The 17680-nt window shown below is 41.0% G+C and carries 17 protein-coding genes, 1 tRNA gene and 1 riboswitch; of the genes, 14 read left to right on the top strand and 4 right to left on the bottom strand.

The genetic code is table 11. The annotated features are described in order from the left end of the window. Positions 1-57: 57 nt before the first annotated feature. Positions 58-228 carry a transposase gene (locus ES017_RS02180; RefSeq protein WP_081977288.1) on the top strand — a complete coding sequence of 57 codons (171 nt, stop codon included), beginning with the start codon at positions 58-60 and terminating at the stop codon, positions 226-228. Between the two features lie 28 nt (positions 229-256). Here ES017_RS02180 and mscL read toward each other — a convergent pair whose 3' ends face one another. Continuing rightward, positions 257-652 (bottom strand): large conductance mechanosensitive channel protein MscL, encoded by a 396-nt coding sequence (gene mscL / locus ES017_RS02175; protein ID WP_042895415.1) that lies wholly within the window; start codon positions 650-652, stop codon positions 257-259. A gap of 14 nt (positions 653-666) precedes the next feature. Continuing rightward, a complete protein-coding gene (locus ES017_RS02170) occupies positions 667-1428 on the bottom strand; it encodes a DODA-type extradiol aromatic ring-opening family dioxygenase (RefSeq protein ID WP_171334688.1) in 762 nt (253 codons plus the stop codon). Between the two features lie 121 nt (positions 1429-1549). Here ES017_RS02170 and ES017_RS02165 point away from each other — a divergent pair, with 121 nt between their 5' ends. The 3 genes from ES017_RS02165 (at position 1550) to metC (ending at position 4546) form a co-directional block, all read left to right on the top strand. Continuing rightward, the gene (locus ES017_RS02165) at positions 1550-2029 is read left to right on the top strand and encodes a cupin domain-containing protein (RefSeq protein WP_042895394.1); all 480 of its coding nucleotides are present in this window, start codon (positions 1550-1552) and stop codon (positions 2027-2029) included. 91 nt (positions 2030-2120) lie between these two features. Continuing rightward, a riboswitch (SAM riboswitch) is annotated at positions 2121-2228 on the top strand. Positions 2229-2299: 71 nt separating this feature from the next. Beyond that, positions 2300-3403, top strand: a complete 1104-nt coding sequence (locus ES017_RS15735) for a methionine biosynthesis PLP-dependent protein (RefSeq protein WP_216367383.1) — start codon at positions 2300-2302, stop codon at positions 3401-3403. Positions 3404-3406: 3 nt separating this feature from the next. Beyond that, positions 3407-4546, top strand: coding sequence for a cystathionine beta-lyase (gene metC, locus ES017_RS15730; RefSeq protein ID WP_042895400.1), 1140 nt, complete (start codon positions 3407-3409; stop codon positions 4544-4546). Positions 4547-4566: 20 nt separating this feature from the next. Here metC and ES017_RS02155 read toward each other — a convergent pair whose 3' ends face one another. Then, on the bottom strand, positions 4567-5103 hold the full coding sequence (locus ES017_RS02155) for an HD domain-containing protein (RefSeq protein WP_009362746.1): 537 nt from the start codon (positions 5101-5103) through the stop codon (positions 4567-4569). Positions 5104-5220: 117 nt separating this feature from the next. Between ES017_RS02155 and ES017_RS02150 the strand changes: the two genes are divergently transcribed. The 6 genes from ES017_RS02150 (at position 5221) to ES017_RS02125 (ending at position 12874) form a co-directional block, all read left to right on the top strand. Beyond that, a complete protein-coding gene (locus ES017_RS02150) occupies positions 5221-5853 on the top strand; it encodes a hypothetical protein (RefSeq protein ID WP_171334687.1) in 633 nt (210 codons plus the stop codon). A 99-nt stretch (positions 5854-5952) separates the two neighbouring features. Continuing rightward, positions 5953-6025, top strand: a tRNA-Val gene (locus ES017_RS02145). A 146-nt stretch (positions 6026-6171) separates the two neighbouring features. Next, on the top strand, positions 6172-7041 hold the full coding sequence (locus tag ES017_RS02140; RefSeq protein WP_171334686.1) for an Rpn family recombination-promoting nuclease/putative transposase: 870 nt from the start codon (positions 6172-6174) through the stop codon (positions 7039-7041). A gap of 163 nt (positions 7042-7204) precedes the next feature. After that, positions 7205-8689, top strand: coding sequence for a type I restriction-modification system subunit M (locus ES017_RS02135; protein ID WP_171334685.1), 1485 nt, complete (start codon positions 7205-7207; stop codon positions 8687-8689). Then, the gene (locus ES017_RS02130; RefSeq protein ID WP_171334684.1) at positions 8679-9923 is read left to right on the top strand and encodes a restriction endonuclease subunit S; all 1245 of its coding nucleotides are present in this window, start codon (positions 8679-8681) and stop codon (positions 9921-9923) included. The genes ES017_RS02135 and ES017_RS02130 overlap by 11 nt, the downstream gene beginning before the upstream one ends. Beyond that, complete coding sequence (locus tag ES017_RS02125) at positions 9920-12874, top strand: type I restriction endonuclease subunit R (RefSeq protein ID WP_171334683.1); 2955 nt, start codon at positions 9920-9922, stop codon at positions 12872-12874. The genes ES017_RS02130 and ES017_RS02125 overlap by 4 nt, the downstream gene beginning before the upstream one ends. 42 nt (positions 12875-12916) lie before the next feature. Here ES017_RS02125 and ES017_RS02120 read toward each other — a convergent pair whose 3' ends face one another. After that, positions 12917-13645, bottom strand: a complete 729-nt coding sequence (locus ES017_RS02120; protein ID WP_171334682.1) for a M48 family metallopeptidase — start codon at positions 13643-13645, stop codon at positions 12917-12919. A 326-nt stretch (positions 13646-13971) separates the two neighbouring features. Here ES017_RS02120 and ES017_RS02115 point away from each other — a divergent pair, with 326 nt between their 5' ends. From ES017_RS02115 to ES017_RS02100, 4 genes are all read left to right on the top strand, one after another. Then, the gene (locus ES017_RS02115; RefSeq protein WP_167333732.1) at positions 13972-14145 is read left to right on the top strand and encodes a hypothetical protein; all 174 of its coding nucleotides are present in this window, start codon (positions 13972-13974) and stop codon (positions 14143-14145) included. A gap of 7 nt (positions 14146-14152) precedes the next feature. After that, positions 14153-14494: a type II toxin-antitoxin system PemK/MazF family toxin gene (locus ES017_RS02110; protein ID WP_042535821.1), complete on the top strand. Its 342-nt coding sequence runs from the start codon at positions 14153-14155 to the stop codon at positions 14492-14494. 597 nt (positions 14495-15091) lie between these two features. Next, positions 15092-15469, top strand: coding sequence for an ArsR/SmtB family transcription factor (locus ES017_RS02105; protein ID WP_171334681.1), 378 nt, complete (start codon positions 15092-15094; stop codon positions 15467-15469). Beyond that, complete coding sequence (locus ES017_RS02100) at positions 15462-17600, top strand: heavy metal translocating P-type ATPase (protein ID WP_171334680.1); 2139 nt, start codon at positions 15462-15464, stop codon at positions 17598-17600. Before ES017_RS02105 ends, ES017_RS02100 begins: the two co-directional genes overlap by 8 nt. Positions 17601-17680 lie beyond the last annotated feature (80 nt).

Below are 17680 nucleotides of genomic sequence, written 5' to 3'. Positions count from 1 at the left end.
ACATCACATGCAGGAAAATGATCGATGTTGTCGAATAAAAACAGCGAGGTGAATGAAATGGAGACGAAAGAAAAAGAACAAGTGATGGAATTGATTATTTCGTATGAACAACAAGGAATGAAGCGCCTTGTACGAACGATGGCGAAAAAAGGGATGAGCGTAAAAGATATTGCGAACGTCACGGACCTTTCGGAAGAAGAAGTAAAGCAGTTCGTAGAGAAAGAATGAGTGGGAAGCCCCCAAAAAATTTTTGGGGCTATGTTGTTTCTTTTTGTTTTTTTAATAAATCGCGAATTTCTGTGAGCAGCTGTTGTTCTTTTGTGATCGTTGGTGCCGTTTCTTTCTTCTCTTCTTGTTTTTTGATTCGTTCGGATAAGTTGTTCAGCAGTTTGACGAATAGAAAGATAGAAAAGGCAATGACTAAAAAGTCAACGACGGTTTGAATAAAAGCCCCGTATTTTACTTCTGCTTCACCGACTTTCCAAGATAAACTGCTAAAATCAATACCCCCTAAAATGAGACCGACAAGCGGCATAATGATGTCATTGACGAGGGAAGAAACAATTTTTCCAAATGCTCCACCGATGATGACCCCGACAGCTAAGTCGATGACGTTGCCTCGCACAGCAAATTTCCTAAACTCGTTCCACATCGGCATTCCTCCCATTAAAATGATACAGCTAAAAGGCTTAAGTTTCCGTATTCGTATTCTCGGAATAAAACATGTGGCGAGCGATCGCCTGCTCCGTACGCAATCCAGTATGGTGCTAAATGTTCAGGTGTTGGAACGGCTTGTTTGGCATAAGGGGCTTTTTCTTCATAGTGAAACACGTCTTCACTATGGGCGGATGACTGGGCAAGCAACCAATCATCGAAGGCAACAGCCCAAGAATCTGCTTTCGTCTGTTCCTCCCAACGAAGCGCCATTAAATTATGCACTGTACCACCGCTACCGAGAATCATGACACCTTCGTCACGCAACGGACGTAATGCCTTACCAAGTTGAAAGAGCTGTTTTGGTGTCCGCCACGGAACGACGGATGCTTGGACAATGGGAATGTTTGCTTCTGGAAATAGTCGGCTTAACAATACCCATGAACCGTGGTCAAGTCCACGTGTCTCATCGATATGAACGATGGGGGAGACGTGTTTTAGATGTTGTTGAACGCGCTTTGCCCATTCGACTGAACCTTGTGCGGCATAGGTCACTTCATACAATTCACGTGGGAAGCCGGAAAAATCATAAATCATTTCATATGTTCCATCGATTGATGAAACGGTCGGTTGGCGTGTTGTCCAATGTGCCGTAAAGACGACGATTGCTTTTGGATGAATGTGTTTTCCGAACGTTGTTAAAAACGATGTATATGCGTTGTCTTCAATAGCTAACATGGGTGATCCGTGCGCAAGAAATAAAGCAGTCATCATATCCCTCCTTTTGTCCCCACTTTACCATATATCCGTTCTATTTGTCGATTTTTGCATGTGAGGCGCATAGCCGGGCAGTTGTGCATAACATGGCGATGAATATGAAAAAAGAGGTGAGAACATGTATTACTATCCGAATGTTGTGTATATGCCGATGTATCCATATCCGATCATGCCTTATCCGTTTCCACGAGAACATACGAAAGATTACGGACCGAACCCGTTTGTCGTACAAATCGAAGAAGCGACGAAACGAAACAACATGTTCCGTACGACGTTATGGACGGGACGTCATTTGCAAGTGACGCTGATGAGCCTTCGTGTCGGGGAGGATATCGGTTTAGAAATGCATCCGGGCGTGGATCAATTTTTACGTATTGAACAAGGAGAAGGAATTGTGCGGATGGGCAAAAAGAAAAACGAGCTGACGTTTGAAAGACGCGTGACGGATGGCTCTGCCATTTTTGTGCCTGCAGGAACGTGGCATAATGTGATCAACATAGGAAACGTTCCGCTTAAGCTGTACTCCATTTATGCGCCGCTACAACATCCAGCCGGCACCGTTCATCCGACAAAAGCGGATGCTCTTGCGGCGGAATGAAAGTTTGTTACAAGAAAATAAAAAATAGTTGAAATTTTTACGGAAATAAGGTACATTATTTAAAAATCAGAAAATTCAATATGCGTATGCATTCTTATCAAGAGAAGGGGAGGGACTGGCCCGATGAACCTTCAGCAACCAGCCGAAAGCGGTCAGGTGCTAAATCCAGCGAATTGGTGTTCAATTCGGAAGATAAGAAGAAGCGTTTGTCTATGGACAGAAAGCCTTCTTCTTAGAAGGCTTTTATTTTTTGAGAAAGGGAGAGAGCGAATGAGTCATGTGGAAACGGTATTAGCGCAAATCGGTAATCGAAGCGAGACGACGACAGGAACGGTGAATCCACCGGTATATTTTTCAACAGCGTATCGGCATGAAGGGATCGGACAGTCGACAGGGTACGATTACATTCGGACGGGAAACCCGACGAGACATATCGTCGAGGAGGCGATTGCGCAGTTAGAGGAAGGGGATCAAGGCTTCGCATGTAGTTCGGGCATGGCGGCAATTCAAACGGTGTTTGCGCTTTTTGAAAGCGGGGATCATTTTCTCGTTTCGGCCGATTTATATGGCGGAACGTATCGGCTGTTTGAAAAAGGGTGGAGAAAATACGGGCTGTCGTTTACATACGTCGATTTTCGCGACTTGGATGCAGTAAAAGCACATGTGACGGACAAAACGAAAGCGATTTTTTTAGAAACGCCGACAAATCCGCTTATGCAAGAAGCGGACATCGAAGCGGTTGCGGCGTTTGCGAAACAATATGAGCTGCTTCTTATTGTCGATAATACGTTTTACACCCCTGTGTTACAAAAGCCATTGACGAAAGGAGCCGACATCGTTATTCATAGCGCGACGAAATATTTAGGCGGACATAACGATGTGCTTGCCGGGCTCATTGTCGCCAAAGGAAAAGCGCTGTGCGAGCAATTGGCGATGTATCATAACGCGATCGGAGCGGTGTTGTCTCCGTTTGACTCATGGCTGTTAATTCGCGGCATGAAGACGCTTGCTCTTCGCATGCGCCAGCACGAACAAAACGCGAAAGCGATTTATGAATTTTTACGTGGACACGAAGACGTCACCGATGTGTTATATCCGGGGAGAGGAGGCATGTTGTCGTTTCGCGTGCGCGATGAAAAGTGGGTCAATCCGTTTTTGCGCAGTTTAACGCTCATTACGTTTGCGGAAAGTTTAGGCGGTGTCGAAAGTTTTATTACGTATCCAGCGACGCAAACGCATATGGATATTCCAGAGGATGTTCGCATCGCCAATGGCGTATGTAATCGACTGTTACGTTTTTCTGTCGGCATTGAACATCATGACGATTTAATTGCCGATTTAACACAAGCGTTTCAACGCATGAAAGAGGTGTAACAAATGGAGTGGCAAACGCAATTGCTTCACAATAAATGGCGAGTGGATGCACAAACAGGGGCAGTCAGCGTCCCGATTCATCATGCGTCGACGTTTCATCAGTTTGATTTTGATACGTTTGGAAAATATGATTATAGCCGCACAGGCAATCCGACGCGCGAGGCGCTTGAAGAAACGATCGCGGAGCTGGAAGGAGGAGTGAGCGGTTTTGCGTTCGCATCGGGCATGGCGGCCATTTCAACGGCGTTTTTGTTGTTGTCAAAAGGCGATCATGTGTTGATTACAGATGACGTATATGGCGGAACGTATCGCATTATCACGGATGTATTGAGCCGATTTGGCATTGAATATACGTTTGTCGATATGACCGATTTAGATGCGGTAGCGCGTCATATTCGCCCGAATACGAAAGTGATTTATATGGAAACGCCGTCAAATCCGCTGCTGAAAATTACGGACATTCGCGGAGTTGTGAAGCTTGCGAAAGCGCACGGTTGTTTGACGTTTCTAGACAATACGTTCGCAACACCTTTGTTGCAACGTCCGCTCGATCTCGGCGTCGATGTCGTGCTTCATAGCGCGACGAAATTTTTAGCCGGCCATAGCGATGTCGTCGCTGGACTTGCGGTTGTGAAAGATGAACGACTAGCGAAAGAGCTTCGGAAGTTGCAATATGCGTTCGGTGCGGTGCTCGGCGTGCAAGATGCGTGGCTTGTGCTGCGCGGGCTAAAAACGCTTCACGTTCGGCTCGATTACGCTTCTCGTTCAGCGATGCAGCTCGCGCAGTTTTTACATCGTCATCCGAAAGTAGCGCACGTGTATTATCCGGGGCTTTCGCATCACGAAGGACACGTCATTCATCGCGATCAAGCGCGTGGGTTTGGCGCGGTGTTGTCGTTTGAATTGGAAAATGAACAAGCGGTGCGGACGTTTGTCAAATATGCGCACATTCCGGTATTTGCGGTTAGTTTAGGAGCGGTAGAGTCGATTTTATCTTATCCGGCAAAAATGTCGCATGCGGCGATGCCGAAATCAGAACGCCTTCGTCGCGGCATTACGGACGGCTTGTTGCGCATAAGCGTCGGACTCGAAGCGATCGATGATTTAATCGCTGATTTTGAACAGGCGTTATCGTATGTATAGGCTAGGCATATCGCCTAGCCTTAGCTAATTTGATCGAGGGCATCGCGTTGTAGTTGTTGCTCGACCATGCGATCGAGTTGTTGAATTTTTTTCAAAGCGAGTTCGTCATCGATTTGGCGATAGTGATGTTTGCCACCTGGTTCTTCATCTGCTTCATCGGCAAGTTTAACGATCGTCTGAAGCGGTTTTCGTTTTAGCTCTCCTTCTGGAAGATACGAATCGGTATGAAGCAAAATGGCGAGGGCGATTTCTTTAGCATGTTGAGGATGTTCACCGAGTCGAATAAGCAATTTGTGCGCTCGCTCCGCCCCTTTAATCGCATGAATGTCGTTTTGTTTATATGTTTCATAGTCCCACGTTCCGTTTGAGTACCATTCATAATGCCCAATATCATGAAGCAGTGCCGCTTTTGTCGCTAAATCAACATTGACTCCATATTGCAGGGCAAGGCGATACGCATGGTATGCGGTAGCGATAGCGTGGGCGACGCCTGAACGTTTCAAATATTTTTGAGTAATGGGGTGAAGGAAGATGTCAGTTAATGTGACACGTCTCATCGTGCATGCCCCCTTTTTTGTTTTTCTAATTATCATACCATGTCTTATTTAAGGAAGGCAATACATATTTTTTCTTTTTTTCTTTCATACTAAGTGAAAAAAGTATGGAGGACGCGTATGTTTTTATCATTGTTATTATCGGTTATGACAGCGCTTTCGTTCAATGGACATGCTTGTACGAAAAAATTAGAGGAAGCAAACGTGCAACTATGCGGCAAAGAAGACGGAGATTGGGTGCGTCATTTTACGCTTCACGTCGGAAAAGCGACGTATGCTTTTCCAGAATGGGAACATATCAATGACCCGAAAGCGACTCCGCAATTGTATTCTGTTGATGTGACGGACGATGGAAAGGAAGATGTCGTCGTTTTTCTCGTGAAAGCACGCGGCAACGGCACGTATAAAAATGAAGTGCACGTATTTGCCCATCACGAAAACGGCATAGAAGAAATGATCGTCGAAGATCCGCGCGCCGTCGTTTTAAAAAGCATGAAAATGAAAGAGACGGACGAAGGAACAGAGCTAATCATTGATCACGTTCACGCTTTCATTCCGTACGCACGCGAAGGACAAAAAGGGGTAAAGACGACATTCGACCGCTTTTTAAAATACGCGCTCGATAAACAAAAGCTGAAAGCCGTTTTACTCCTCGAACGAAAAAAAGGCGAATACATCGGCAGCTTAATCGTCACATACGAATATAAAGACGGTTTTTTCCAAGGTACTCACATCGACTTTATCCGCCATTAGCCATTGCCTAGGCAATGGCTAAAAAATTTTTTAAAAAAGTATTTGACAATGTGAGAGGTGGTGAGTATAATAAAAAATGTGTTCGATAGGACAACATACGATTCCGTAGCTCAGCTGGGAGAGCGCCACCTTGACAGGGTGGAGGTCGCTGGTTCGAGCCCAGTCGGAATCATCACAACCCCGAGTTCTTTTAGAGAGCTCGGGGTTTTTCGTTGTATTTAACCTCTCCTCTCGACTGCCACAAATGTTTTCGTATGCAGGAAAATAGTCGATGTTGTCGAATAAAAACAGCGAAACGATTGTATGCGAGGTGAATGTATGTCCATTGACCACGATCGTCTGTTTAAAGAGTTGATCCAAACGTTTTTTGAGGAATTTATTGTTCTCTTTTTTCCTGCGATGCATGAGCATATCGACTTTCAACATTTGTCGTTTTTATCCGAGGAGCTGTTTACCGATGTGACGGCAGGGGAGAAGTACCGCGTTGATTTGCTTGTCGAAACGAAGTTAAAAGGGGAAGACGGGTTAGTGATTGTGCATATCGAAAATCAAAGCTATGTGCAACCATCGTTTCCTGAACGAATGTTTATTTATTTTAGCCGTTTGTTTGAAAAATACCGTAAAAACATTGTACCTATTGCTGTATTTAGCTACGATACGATCCGCGACGAACCATCGACATTTACCCTCCAATTTCCTTTTGGCCGCGTGCTTGATTTTCGTTTTTTCACTGTCGAATTGCGAAAACAAAACTGGCGGAATTACATTCGTCAAGACAATCCAATCGCTGCTGCACTGCTAAGCAAAATGGGATATACTGAAAGTGAACGGGTAGAACTGAAAAAACAATTTTTACGCATGCTTGTCCGATTGGAATTAGACGAAGCGAAACAACGATTACTGTTTGGCTTTTTTGAAACATATGTAAAATTATCTGATGAAGAAGAACGAAGACTACGAAGCGAGGTGAATGAAATGGAGACGAAAGAAAAGGACAAAGTGATGGAATTGATTATTTCGTATGAACAAAAGGCGTTAGAAAAAGGAAGAGAAGAAGGAATGAAGCAAGGAATAAAACAAGGAATGAAGCGCCTTGTACAAACGATGGCGAAAAAAGGGATGAGCGTAAAAGATATTGCGAACGTCACGGACCTTTCGGAAGAAGAAGTGGAGCGGTTGTTGGAGTAGGAGGGACTGTCGTCGGCCTTTTTGGCGACGGCAGTTTTTTGTTTTTACAATGAGTAAATACTATATTTGCTCGCTTGTTAAATGACAGTAGTTTACAATTGAAATTTTTGTTATGATTAAAGTTGTAAGAGATGAAAGAACAAGAAAAGACGGAGGCAGCACGATGAGCAAGTTAACGTTGCAGGAGCTTGAATCTCATTTATGGGAATCAGCAAACATATTGCGTGGTAGTATTGATTCTTCGGACTATAAGAACTATATTTTTGGCATGTTATTTTTGAAACGATTAAACGACGTGTTTGTGGAAACGGCTGAACGGATTGAAAGGGAAGAAGGGGAAGATTACGGTTGGTATGACCGTGATGAACATCAGTTTTTCGTTCCTGAAAAAGCACGTTGGAGCTATATTCAATCCCAATCCCAAGACGTTGGAGCAGTCATTAACAAAGCGTTTGAATTACTTGAAGATGAAAACCCTTCGCTCCAAGGGGTATTAGCGAACATTGATTTTAACGATAAAGAGAAGTTATCAGATAAAACGATTCTTCAATTAGTGCAGCACTTCTCGCAAATTGATTTACGTAACGAAAATTTATCAGAACCCGACATCCTTGGTCGTGCTTATGAGTACCTAATTAAGCAGTTTGCTGACGATGCAGGAAAAAAAGGTGGCGAGTTCTATACGCCAAGCCAAGTCGTTAAACTAATCGTCAAACTGATTAAACCTGAAGAAGGCATGCGTGTATGTGACCCAACCGCAGGGTCTGGAGGAATGCTCATTCAAGCGGTCGACTACATAAAAGAAAAAGGTGGCAACCCGCGCAACATTACATTGCACGGACAAGAGAAAAACTTAAATACGTGGGCAATTTGTAAAATGAACTTGTTGCTTCATGGTTTAAGCGACCATGAAATTAAAAAGGGCGATACGATTCGTGAACCAAAATTGTTAGACGAAAACGGCGAGCTTCTCTTATACGATCGTGTCATTGCGAATCCTCCGTTCAGCTTAAAAAACTGGGGACGTGAGGAGGCAGAAGCAGACGCCTTTCACCGTTTCCGCTTTGGTTTACCGCCAAAAAACGCAGGAGACTATGCGTTTATTCAGCATATGATCGCCACGCTCAATGATGAAGGAAAAGCGGGAGTCGTTATGCCGCATGGCGTTCTTTTCCGCGGCGGAGCAGAAGGGAAAATCCGTCAAGGCATTTTAGAAGAAGATTTAATCGAAGCGATTATCGGTTTACCAGCAAACCTTTTCTACGGAACAGGCATTCCAGCTTGTATTCTTATCATCAACAAAAACAAAGAAGAGCATAAAAAAGGAAAGGTTCTTTTCATTGACGCATCACACGATTATCAAGAAGGAAAAAATCAAAACGTTCTTCGTGATGAAGACATTGAAAAAATCGTCAGCACATACGATGCATGGAAAGATGTGGAGAAATACAGTCGTGTCGTGACACTTGAAGAAATAAAAGAAAACGACTACAACTTAAACATTGCCCGCTATATTGATACAATCGAAGAAGAAGAGGAAATTGATGTCGCAGAAGCACTTCGTCAACTCCGTCAACTTGAACAAGAACGGGATGAAATTGAAAAGGTGATGTATGGGTATTTAAGGGAGTTGGGGTATGGTGGGTGAATGGAAAAATTGCTTATTAGGTGAAGTTGTTGAATATGCTAATGGCTCATCTTTTCCAAACGAGTTTCAAGGAAAAAAGAACGGGAAATATGATTTTTATAAGGTAAGCGACATGAATAATCCTAAAAACTCTGTATTTATGATAGAAGCAGAAAATACGGTTGATGATGAAGCTGTTACAGAATTAAAAGCAAAAATTCATCCAAAGGACACTGTTATTTTTCCAAAAGTAGGGGCAGCACTTCTTACTAATAAGAGAAGAATTTTATCTAAACCTTCTCTTTTTGATAACAATATAATGGGACTAAAAGCAAAAAAAAGTATTCTACCAAAGTATCTATACTATTTCATGTATACTATTGACTTTGGAAAATTTGTTCAATCAGGGGCGGTTCCTTCCATTAATAAAACGATTGTAGACAATCTCTCAATCAAGTTACCACCTTTGTTCGAACAACGCAAAATCGCAGCCATTCTCTCATCCGTCGATGAAGCGATCGAGAAAACGGAAGCGATCATCGAGCAAACGGAGAAAGTGAAAAAGGGACTAATGCAACAGTTGTTTACGAAAGGAATCGGACATACGAAGTTCAAAAAGACAGAGATTGGGGAGATTCCTGAAGAGTGGGAAGTAAAGCAATTAGCTGAAGTATGTGTAGTCAATCCTACCTATCGAATTGAAAAGGGGACTATTTGTTCCTACGTAGAAATGGGTGCAGTTAATGAAAACTCCCCTCATATATCTTATTTTGGTAAAAGAGAAGCTGGACAAGGTGGCGGTTCGAGATTTAAAGAAAATGATGTGTTATTTGCGAGAATTACTCCTTGTACGGAAAATGGTAAAACTGCTTTGGTTCCAAAATTAGAGTCTGAAGTAGGACTTGGTTCAACAGAATTTATTGTATTATCTCCTTTAAAGCAAATTCTTGATCCAAAATTCTTATATTACTTTGTTAAGTCCGATAGAGTAAGAAATTACGCTATTAGTAGAATGACGGGAACAACAGGTCGCCAACGTGTTCCAAAAGAAGTATTTGAACAAGAGTTAATGATTGCTTTACCACCTATAGATGAACAAAAGAAAATAGGTGAAATTTTATACAATTATGATAAGAAGATTGACCACGAAAAAAAACGGAAGAATCAGCTTCAAACAATCAAAAAAGCCCTTATGCAAGTCCTATTAACAGGCAAAGTTCGTGTCAAAGTTGATAATGAGGTGATGTCACAGTGACCGCCGCAAGTGAATGGAATGAGTTAAATCTTGTAGAAAAACGTTTGATCGAGCAGCTTCAAGAGTTGGGCTATGAGCATGTCACAGGCTCAGCTCTTGAGTCTGAACGTGATTCATTAAGTGAAGTGATTTTAAAAGAACGGTTAAAGAAAGCGATTCAACGGTTAAATCCGTGGATCGATGAGAACAACCTTGCCCGCATCATTTACAACTTGACTCATATCGAAGCAACGGGGCTTATGCAAGCAAATGAAAAATTTCATGACATGCTTGTGAATTACATTTCCATCCAACAAGATGTAGGAAAAGGGAAAAAAAATCAAACGGTGAAACTCATTGATTTTGATAACCCTTATAACAATGAATTTCTTGTCGTTGACCAATTCCGCATTCAAGATGCAAGGGGTTCGATTCGTCCGGATGTTGTCATTTTTGTAAACGGATTGCCTTTGGTCGTCGTCGAATGTAAAAGCCCGACGCTACAAGAAGATGCGCAAATTTCAAAAGCGGTCAATCAACTGCGCCGCTATCAAGAGACGCATGAACAACTGTTTTACTATAACCAATTTATGATTGCGACAAGCAATTATCGGGCGAAAGCAGGGACGATTGGGGCGAAAGTGCAACATTACGGTGAATGGAAAGACCCATACCCAAGAACCGTTCCTGAACTTGGCGACTCGCCAATGAAACAAGATATTTTAGTGGCGGGGATGTTAGCGAAAGAAAACTTGCTTGATTTAATTCAAAACTTCATCGTTTTTGAGGTCGACGGCGGACGAGTAATAAAAAAAATTGCCCGTTATCAACAATTCCGTGCTGTCAATAAAGCGATTCAGCGCATTTTACATGCAAAAACACCAAAAGATCGCGGCGGGGTGATTTGGCATACACAAGGTTCAGGTAAATCGTTAACAATGTTATATTTAGCCGTCAAACTTCGCCGAGTGAAACAATTGCAAAACCCGACGATTGTCGTTGTGACCGACCGAAAAGACTTGGATGATCAAATTACAAAAACGTTCCGTAAGTGCGGCTTCCCGAATCCGCAACAAGCGGAAAGCGTTAAAGACCTTAAAAGGCTATTACAACAAGGTCCTGGTTCTACGATTATGACGCTTGTACAAAAATTCCAGCCAGATAAAGATCAAGACGAGTATCCAGAGCTTTCACGGTCGGAAAATATTTTCGTATTAGTCGACGAGTCGCACCGTACGCAATATAAAGGATTAGCGATGAACATGCGGAAAGGCTTACCGAATGCATGTTACCTTGGATTTACAGGAACACCGATCGATAAAGAAGATAAAAGTACAACACGAACGTTTGGCTCGTATATTGATAAATATACGATTGAACAGGCGGTCGATGATGGAGCTACTGTTCCAATTTTCTATGAAGCTCGAATGGTTAACCTTCATTTGCAAGGCGATTCACTTGATCGCTTATTTGATCGTAAATTTAGCGACTATAGCGAAGAAGACCGTGAGCGTATTAAAAAGAAATATGCAGATGAAGAAGCCATCTTAGCCGCTCCGAGCCGCATTAAGCAGATTGCTTTAGATATTGTAGAACACTTTGAAAATTATATCCTGCCAAACGGTTTTAAAGCGCAAGTGGTGGCGGTGAACCGTGAAGCGGCGGCGATTTATAAACGAAAGCTAGATGAACTCATTAATGGAAAATATGAAACAGCATTAATTATTTCAACAAGTCCCGAAGATAAAAACAATGAATTATTAAAAGACTACTCTCTATCCCGTGAGGAAGAAAAACAATTAATTGAGCGATTCAAAAAGCCGTTTGAAGAAGATAAACTAGCGATTTTAATTGTTTGTGATAAGCTTCTAACAGGTTTTGACGCACCAATCGAACAAGTGATGTACTTAGATAAACCGTTAAAAGAGCATAACCTACTTCAGGCCATTGCCCGTACAAATCGTACGTATGAGGGCAAAACGTATGGGCTTATTGTTGACTACTTTGGGGTATCCAAATTTTTAGAGAAGGCGCTCGCGATTTTCTCTAAACAAGATATTCAAGGAGCGTTGTTGCCGATTGAAAGCGAGTTGCCAAAGTTAAAACAAGCCCATCGAAAAGCGATGAGCTTTTTTGACTATATTAACCGAAGCGATGCCGATGCGTGCGTTCAAGTATTAGAGCCTGAAGATGTGCGTCATGAGTTTGAAAAAGCGTTTAAAGAGTTTTCCAAACGAATGGATATGATTTTACCGAATCCTGAAGCTTCTCCATATGTAGAAGACTTAACGTTTTTAGGAAAAGTTCGGCAAATGGCAAAAACGTTATATCGTGATGAACAAATGGATATTTCCGAGTGTGGCGAGAAGGTCAAACAATTAATTGCAGAGCATTTATATGCTGAGTCTGTCGAAGTCATCCATGAACCAATTGATATTTTGTCCAGTAAGTTTGATGAGCGGTTGGAAAAAGCCCCTTCAAAAGAAGCACAGGCGGCGGAAATGGAACATGCGATTCGTCATGAGATTAAAGTGAAGCTGGAAGAAAACCCTGTATACTACACGTCGTTAAGGGAAAAACTTGAACAATTAATCGAAGCAAGACGGAAAAAAATGATGGATATCGCTGAATTGGTAGAAAAGCTACGCAGCATGGTCAATGATATGCGTAATGTCAACCAACAAGCACAAAACCTCGGCTTTACACGGGAACAATATCCATTCTATCAATTGTTCCAACAGCTTCTTCCAGATGAACAACATCAAGATGCGATCGATGCGCTGACACATCTCGTAACAGACATGATTGCCGAGGAAAGTAAAGTCATTGATTGGGTAAACAAAGAAGATGTAAAACGAGAAATGCGGAAGAAAATTAAGAAGCAGTTGCGGGCAAGTGTTATCCCTAAAGATCAGATAGAAAACATCACACAACAAATTATGTCGTTAGCGATGGTTCATTATAAACGATAAACGTATGAAAGCCTCCTACCAATCTAGGGAGGCTTTCGTCATTTATAAAGTTAACGTTGGGCCATTTACACGCAACCATTCTTTTCTTTGTTCATAGTCCGACATCACAGATTTAACAAAATGCCAAAAATCATTGGAGTGATTCGGATATTTAATATGTGCTAATTCATGTACTAACAAATAATCGATAATCGGCACGGGTGCCATCATAATTCTCCAGTTTAAATATATGGCTCCTTCGTTTGTACATGTTCCCCAGCGCATTTTTTGTTCTTTTAATTTAATTTTAGTAGGGGTTACTCCCATTTTAGGGCAATAAATTTTTAAACGTTCTTGTAGTTTCATTTCTCCGTACAGAATATACCAATCTTTGAACGCTTGTTGAAAAAATGAGATTCTTTCTTCTTCTGTTAAATGCGGTGGCACCGTGGCAATAAATTTCCCTTGTTTAAACATAAGAACCGGCTTTGTAACTTCCTCGCTTTTATATACTTTTAATCGATAATTGCGCCCTAAATAAGCAAATTTCTCTCCGCTTACAAACTCTTTCGGAGCAGGGCAATCAGAAATTTGATTCAACGCCTGCCATTTATCAATAATCCATCCGGCTTTTTTATAAAGAATGGAATGTAATTGTGAATCCTCGATCCCCTCAGGAGCGACTACCTTCACTCCCTCGAACCACTCAACCGATATTGTCACATCCCGCTTTTCTGGCTTATACTCTATTGCATAATCTATCGTTGTTTTGCCGTATTGAAAGCTAGGCATACAATACATACTCCTTTAATCGTTTGATTGTCTCTCATTTTATCCTTGGGAAAGCAAAAGGTCAATCGTTGAGTTGTTCGTTTATGGGAAAGGGGTGACAAGACAAAATACTCATCAAGAATTATCAAAGAATGTTTGAGAGTTGATCAAGAAGCCATTTCAGCCGCATTTCGTATGCGTAATGGGTGCTTTTTAAATTTGGATGATGTGATGATTGAAAAGATTATATGTGGGGATGGAGGGGTTAATATTGTATGAAATAAATATTTTTTATGGTATAATCTCCTTAAAATAAGCATATAATAGCCTCTCAAGGAGGCGATTGTATGTGGCGGGAGGAGGAAAAGGAAATGGAAGCTGCTTTAAAGAAAAATTCATACAGAGGATTGTCATTAAAGTCTAAGAAAAATGTAATTAAGCCTAAAGTCAAAGACGGAAAACTATTGTTAGACAGAAAAAATCCTTTACACAGATATATTTTTAATGATGGGGAGAATTAATTAATTTATGGCTCATTTTGATTTTGGAGAGGTTTACTGGATTGAAAAATCTTTTGATGACGATCCTGAACAGTCTAAACTCAGACCTGCGATAATTGTTGGAAAAGAAAACGATGATTTAATTTTAGTTGCTACAACAACTCAAGGTCCAGAAGATCCTCCAAAACCATATGATCAATTTAAATTTCCTATTTTAAATTGGCGTAAAGCAGGTTTGACAGAGCCTTCATGGTGTTTATGTTTAGTGTTAATTGAATTACCAAAAGAAGCGTTACAGAAATGTATCGGGAAAATGGATGAAAGAGATTATGAGATATTGTTAGATTTTTTAGAAACTGTACATGGTTAGTTTGATCGATAAAAAATGAGATATATTTTTGATTAATCAGTCGTCATCAGATGACTTTTTATTTTTATATAACCCATGGTGCTAGTTGAGCGTTAGTACTCAACTAACACCACGAGTAAATTCTAATAAAAATAAAATAGAATGTGAAGTGGTTCCTCTTAAAAGTCGTCGAGCCACTTAGTGGAGGTCGCTGGTTCGAGCCCAGTCGGAATCATCACAACCCCTAGCGAACGGTGCCAGGCACTGTTGAGAAGCATCGTTTCCACACTGACGAAACACGAAAAAAACGTGTGGGATTCGTTATGTCTTCTGTTGGCAGGCGAAACGCTCGATCGTGTTCTTTCTACCACTTAGGGCATTTTCTATTACGGGGATGCCCTATTTGTGTTGCGCTTCTTTACATACTACTATCGGAGTGAATAGTTACAATAGAATTTTTTGATGTAGTTAATTAAATGAATCGCACGGTAAATATTGGGTTGATTTTTTTAAATTCCATTCTTTTTTTGTTTTTCATTCAAATAAATGTTTGAATAATAAAAGAAATGAGGTATAATATATTCAAACGGAAATTTGAATATGAAAGGGGGATAATGAATGAGTAAGAAAGATACATGTGAAATTTATTGTTATGACGAAGAAAAAGTCAATCGAATACATGGTGAATTGCAAAAAGAAGATATATCTAGTGTTGTCCAGTTGTTTAAAGCACTGGCAGATGAAAATAGGGCAAAAATTGCCTATTCACTTTGCCAAGACAAAGAGTTATGTGTATGTGATATTGCCAATATCATCGGGGCTTCTGTTGCAACCACTTCCCATCATTTACGCACCCTTTATAAACAAGGGATTGTAAAGTATCGAAAAGAAGGAAAGCTAGCATTTTATTCGCTGGATGATGACCATATTAAGCAGTTAATCATGATTGCGTTAGTACATGATAAACATGATAAAGAGGTGAAAGTCCGTGTCTGAACAACAAGCAAAATTATCTAAATCAGAAGCGAAAACCTACCGTGTTCAAGGATTTACTTGTGCAAACTGTGCGGCAAAGTTTGAAAATAATGTAAAATCATTGCCAGGTGTTCAAGATGCTAAAGTAAACTTTGGAGCGTCTAAAATTACCGTTTGGGGTACAACAACCATCGAAGAATTAGAAAAAGCAGGAGCTTTTGAAAACTTAAAGGTTCGGGAAGATAAAGAAAAATCAGTCAAGCGTGAACCTTTTTGGAAGCAAAAAGAGAACATTAAAGTGTATATTTCCGTCGTTTTGCTTGTGATTAGTTGGTTTTTAGGGAAGCAATACGGAGAAGAGCATATCTTTGCGGCAATTGGATATGCTGCAGCAATTTTAATCGGTGGATATTCGTTATTTATAAAAGGTTTCAAAAACCTAGTTCGATTGAATTTTGATATGAATACGCTGATGACAGTGGCGATTTTAGGAGCTGCAGCGATTGGTGAATGGGGAGAAGGTGCAACGGTTGTTATTCTATTCGCCATTAGTGAAGCCTTAGAGCGTTATTCCATGGATAAAGCTCGTCAATCCATTGAATCGTTGATGGATATTGCTCCAAAAGAAGCATTAATTCGTCGCGGAAATGAAGAAATGATGGTCCCTGTTGACGATATTCAAGTCGGAGATATTATGATCGTAAAGCCTGGTCAGAAATTAGCGATGGATGGAATCGTCATCAAGGGTACATCTACATTAAATCAGGCTGCCATTACGGGAGAAAGTGTTCCAGTAACCAAAACAGTCGGTGATGAAGTCTTTGCAGGAACATTGAATGAAGAAGGGTTATTGGAAGTAAAAGTGACAAAACGAGTGGAAGATACAACTCTTTCGAAAATCATCCATTTAGTGGAAGAAGCTCAGGCAGAACGAGCACCTTCTCAAGCGTTTGTAGATCGTTTTGCCAAATACTATACACCAGCCATTATCATTTTTGCTCTTTTACTAGCCGTTATTCCTCCATTATTTATGGGTGCTGATTGGAGCGAATGGATTTATCGAGGTCTAGCTGTATTAGTGGTTGGTTGTCCGTGTGCGTTGGTTATTTCCACGCCTGTTTCGATTGTAACTGCCATTGGAAATGCAGCGAAAAACGGTGTGTTAATTAAAGGTGGTATTTATTTAGAGGAAGCAGGATCTCTAAAAGTCATCGCTTTTGATAAAACAGGAACATTAACAAAAGGTGTTCCTTCCGTCACCGATGTGGTCACTTATAATGGCGATGAAAATGAACTAATGACCATTACAGCAGCCATTGAAAAAGGCTCACAACATCCACTTGCTTCCGCCATTATAAGAAAAGCAGAAGAAGATGGATTGAATTTTAATGATGTATCGGTTGAAGAATTCCAATCCATTACAGGTAAAGGGGTCAAAGCCAAAGTAAATAACGCAATGTATTATGTCGGAAGTCCAGGTCTTTTTGAAGAACTTCTTCCAAATGGCATCCAATCAGAAATAAAAGAACAAATTACAACCCTTCAAACACAAGGGAAAACGGTCATGGTATTAGGGACGGAAAAAGAAATTCTGGCGTTAATTGCCGTGGCAGACGAAATAAGAGAATCATCCAAAGAGGTTATTCGAAAACTTCATCAAGTCGGTATTGAAAAAACGGTAATGTTGACAGGGGATAACCAAAGAACAGCCGAAGCCATCGGAAAACAAGTCGGCGTTTCCGATATTAAAGCCGATTTACTTCCAGAAGATAAACTGAATTTCATCAAAGAGCTTCGTGACAAGCATCAAAGCGTGGCGATGGTTGGAGATGGTGTGAACGATGCACCAGCTCTTGCAGCTTCAACTGTTGGTGTGGCAATGGGTGGTGCTGGAACCGATACAGCCCTAGAAACAGCCGATATTGTCTTAATGTCTGATGATTTAAGCAAATTGCCATATACGATTAAATTGAGCCGCAAAGCTTTAGCGATTATTAAGCAAAACATTACTTTCTCTTTAGGGATTAAGGCATTGTCATTACTGTTAATTGTGCCTGGTTGGTTAACGCTATGGTTAGCGATATTTGCCGATATGGGAGCAACATTAATCGTAACATTAAACAGCATGCGATTGCTAAAAGTTAAAGAATAGGCTCTTCACCACAAGTTGTACTTGATCATTTAAGGTAGGTGTGCATAGAGGGTACAAAAAATGCGAATTTTCCTGTATGG

Origin of the sequence: Anoxybacillus sp. EFIL (assembly GCF_013096955.1) — a bacterium.
In the GTDB taxonomy this organism is placed as follows: Bacteria; Bacillota; Bacilli; order Bacillales; family Anoxybacillaceae; genus Anoxybacillus; species Anoxybacillus ayderensis.
This window is presented reverse-complemented; position numbering and strand designations above follow the sequence as displayed.

Coding starts and splice junctions, on each gene's coding strand:
- ES017_RS02130 (WP_171334684.1), top strand. CDS start 8,679: ATGGTGGGTGAATGGAAAAATTGCTTATTAGGTGAAGTTGTTGAATAT.
- ES017_RS02155 (WP_009362746.1), bottom strand. CDS start 5,103: ATGAGACGTGTCACATTAACTGACATCTTCCTTCACCCCATTACTCAA.
- ES017_RS02140 (WP_171334686.1), top strand. CDS start 6,172: ATGTCCATTGACCACGATCGTCTGTTTAAAGAGTTGATCCAAACGTTT.
- ES017_RS02135 (WP_171334685.1), top strand. CDS start 7,205: ATGAGCAAGTTAACGTTGCAGGAGCTTGAATCTCATTTATGGGAATCA.
- ES017_RS15735 (WP_216367383.1), top strand. CDS start 2,300: ATGAGTCATGTGGAAACGGTATTAGCGCAAATCGGTAATCGAAGCGAG.
- ES017_RS02170 (WP_171334688.1), bottom strand. CDS start 1,428: ATGATGACTGCTTTATTTCTTGCGCACGGATCACCCATGTTAGCTATT.
- ES017_RS02120 (WP_171334682.1), bottom strand. CDS start 13,645: ATGCCTAGCTTTCAATACGGCAAAACAACGATAGATTATGCAATAGAG.
- ES017_RS02165 (WP_042895394.1), top strand. CDS start 1,550: ATGTATTACTATCCGAATGTTGTGTATATGCCGATGTATCCATATCCG.
- mscL (WP_042895415.1), bottom strand. CDS start 652: ATGTGGAACGAGTTTAGGAAATTTGCTGTGCGAGGCAACGTCATCGAC.
- ES017_RS02150 (WP_171334687.1), top strand. CDS start 5,221: ATGTTTTTATCATTGTTATTATCGGTTATGACAGCGCTTTCGTTCAAT.
- metC (WP_042895400.1), top strand. CDS start 3,407: ATGGAGTGGCAAACGCAATTGCTTCACAATAAATGGCGAGTGGATGCA.
- ES017_RS02110 (WP_042535821.1), top strand. CDS start 14,153: ATGGCTCATTTTGATTTTGGAGAGGTTTACTGGATTGAAAAATCTTTT.
- ES017_RS02180 (WP_081977288.1), top strand. CDS start 58: ATGGAGACGAAAGAAAAAGAACAAGTGATGGAATTGATTATTTCGTAT.
- ES017_RS02105 (WP_171334681.1), top strand. CDS start 15,092: ATGAGTAAGAAAGATACATGTGAAATTTATTGTTATGACGAAGAAAAA.
- ES017_RS02115 (WP_167333732.1), top strand. CDS start 13,972: ATGTGGCGGGAGGAGGAAAAGGAAATGGAAGCTGCTTTAAAGAAAAAT.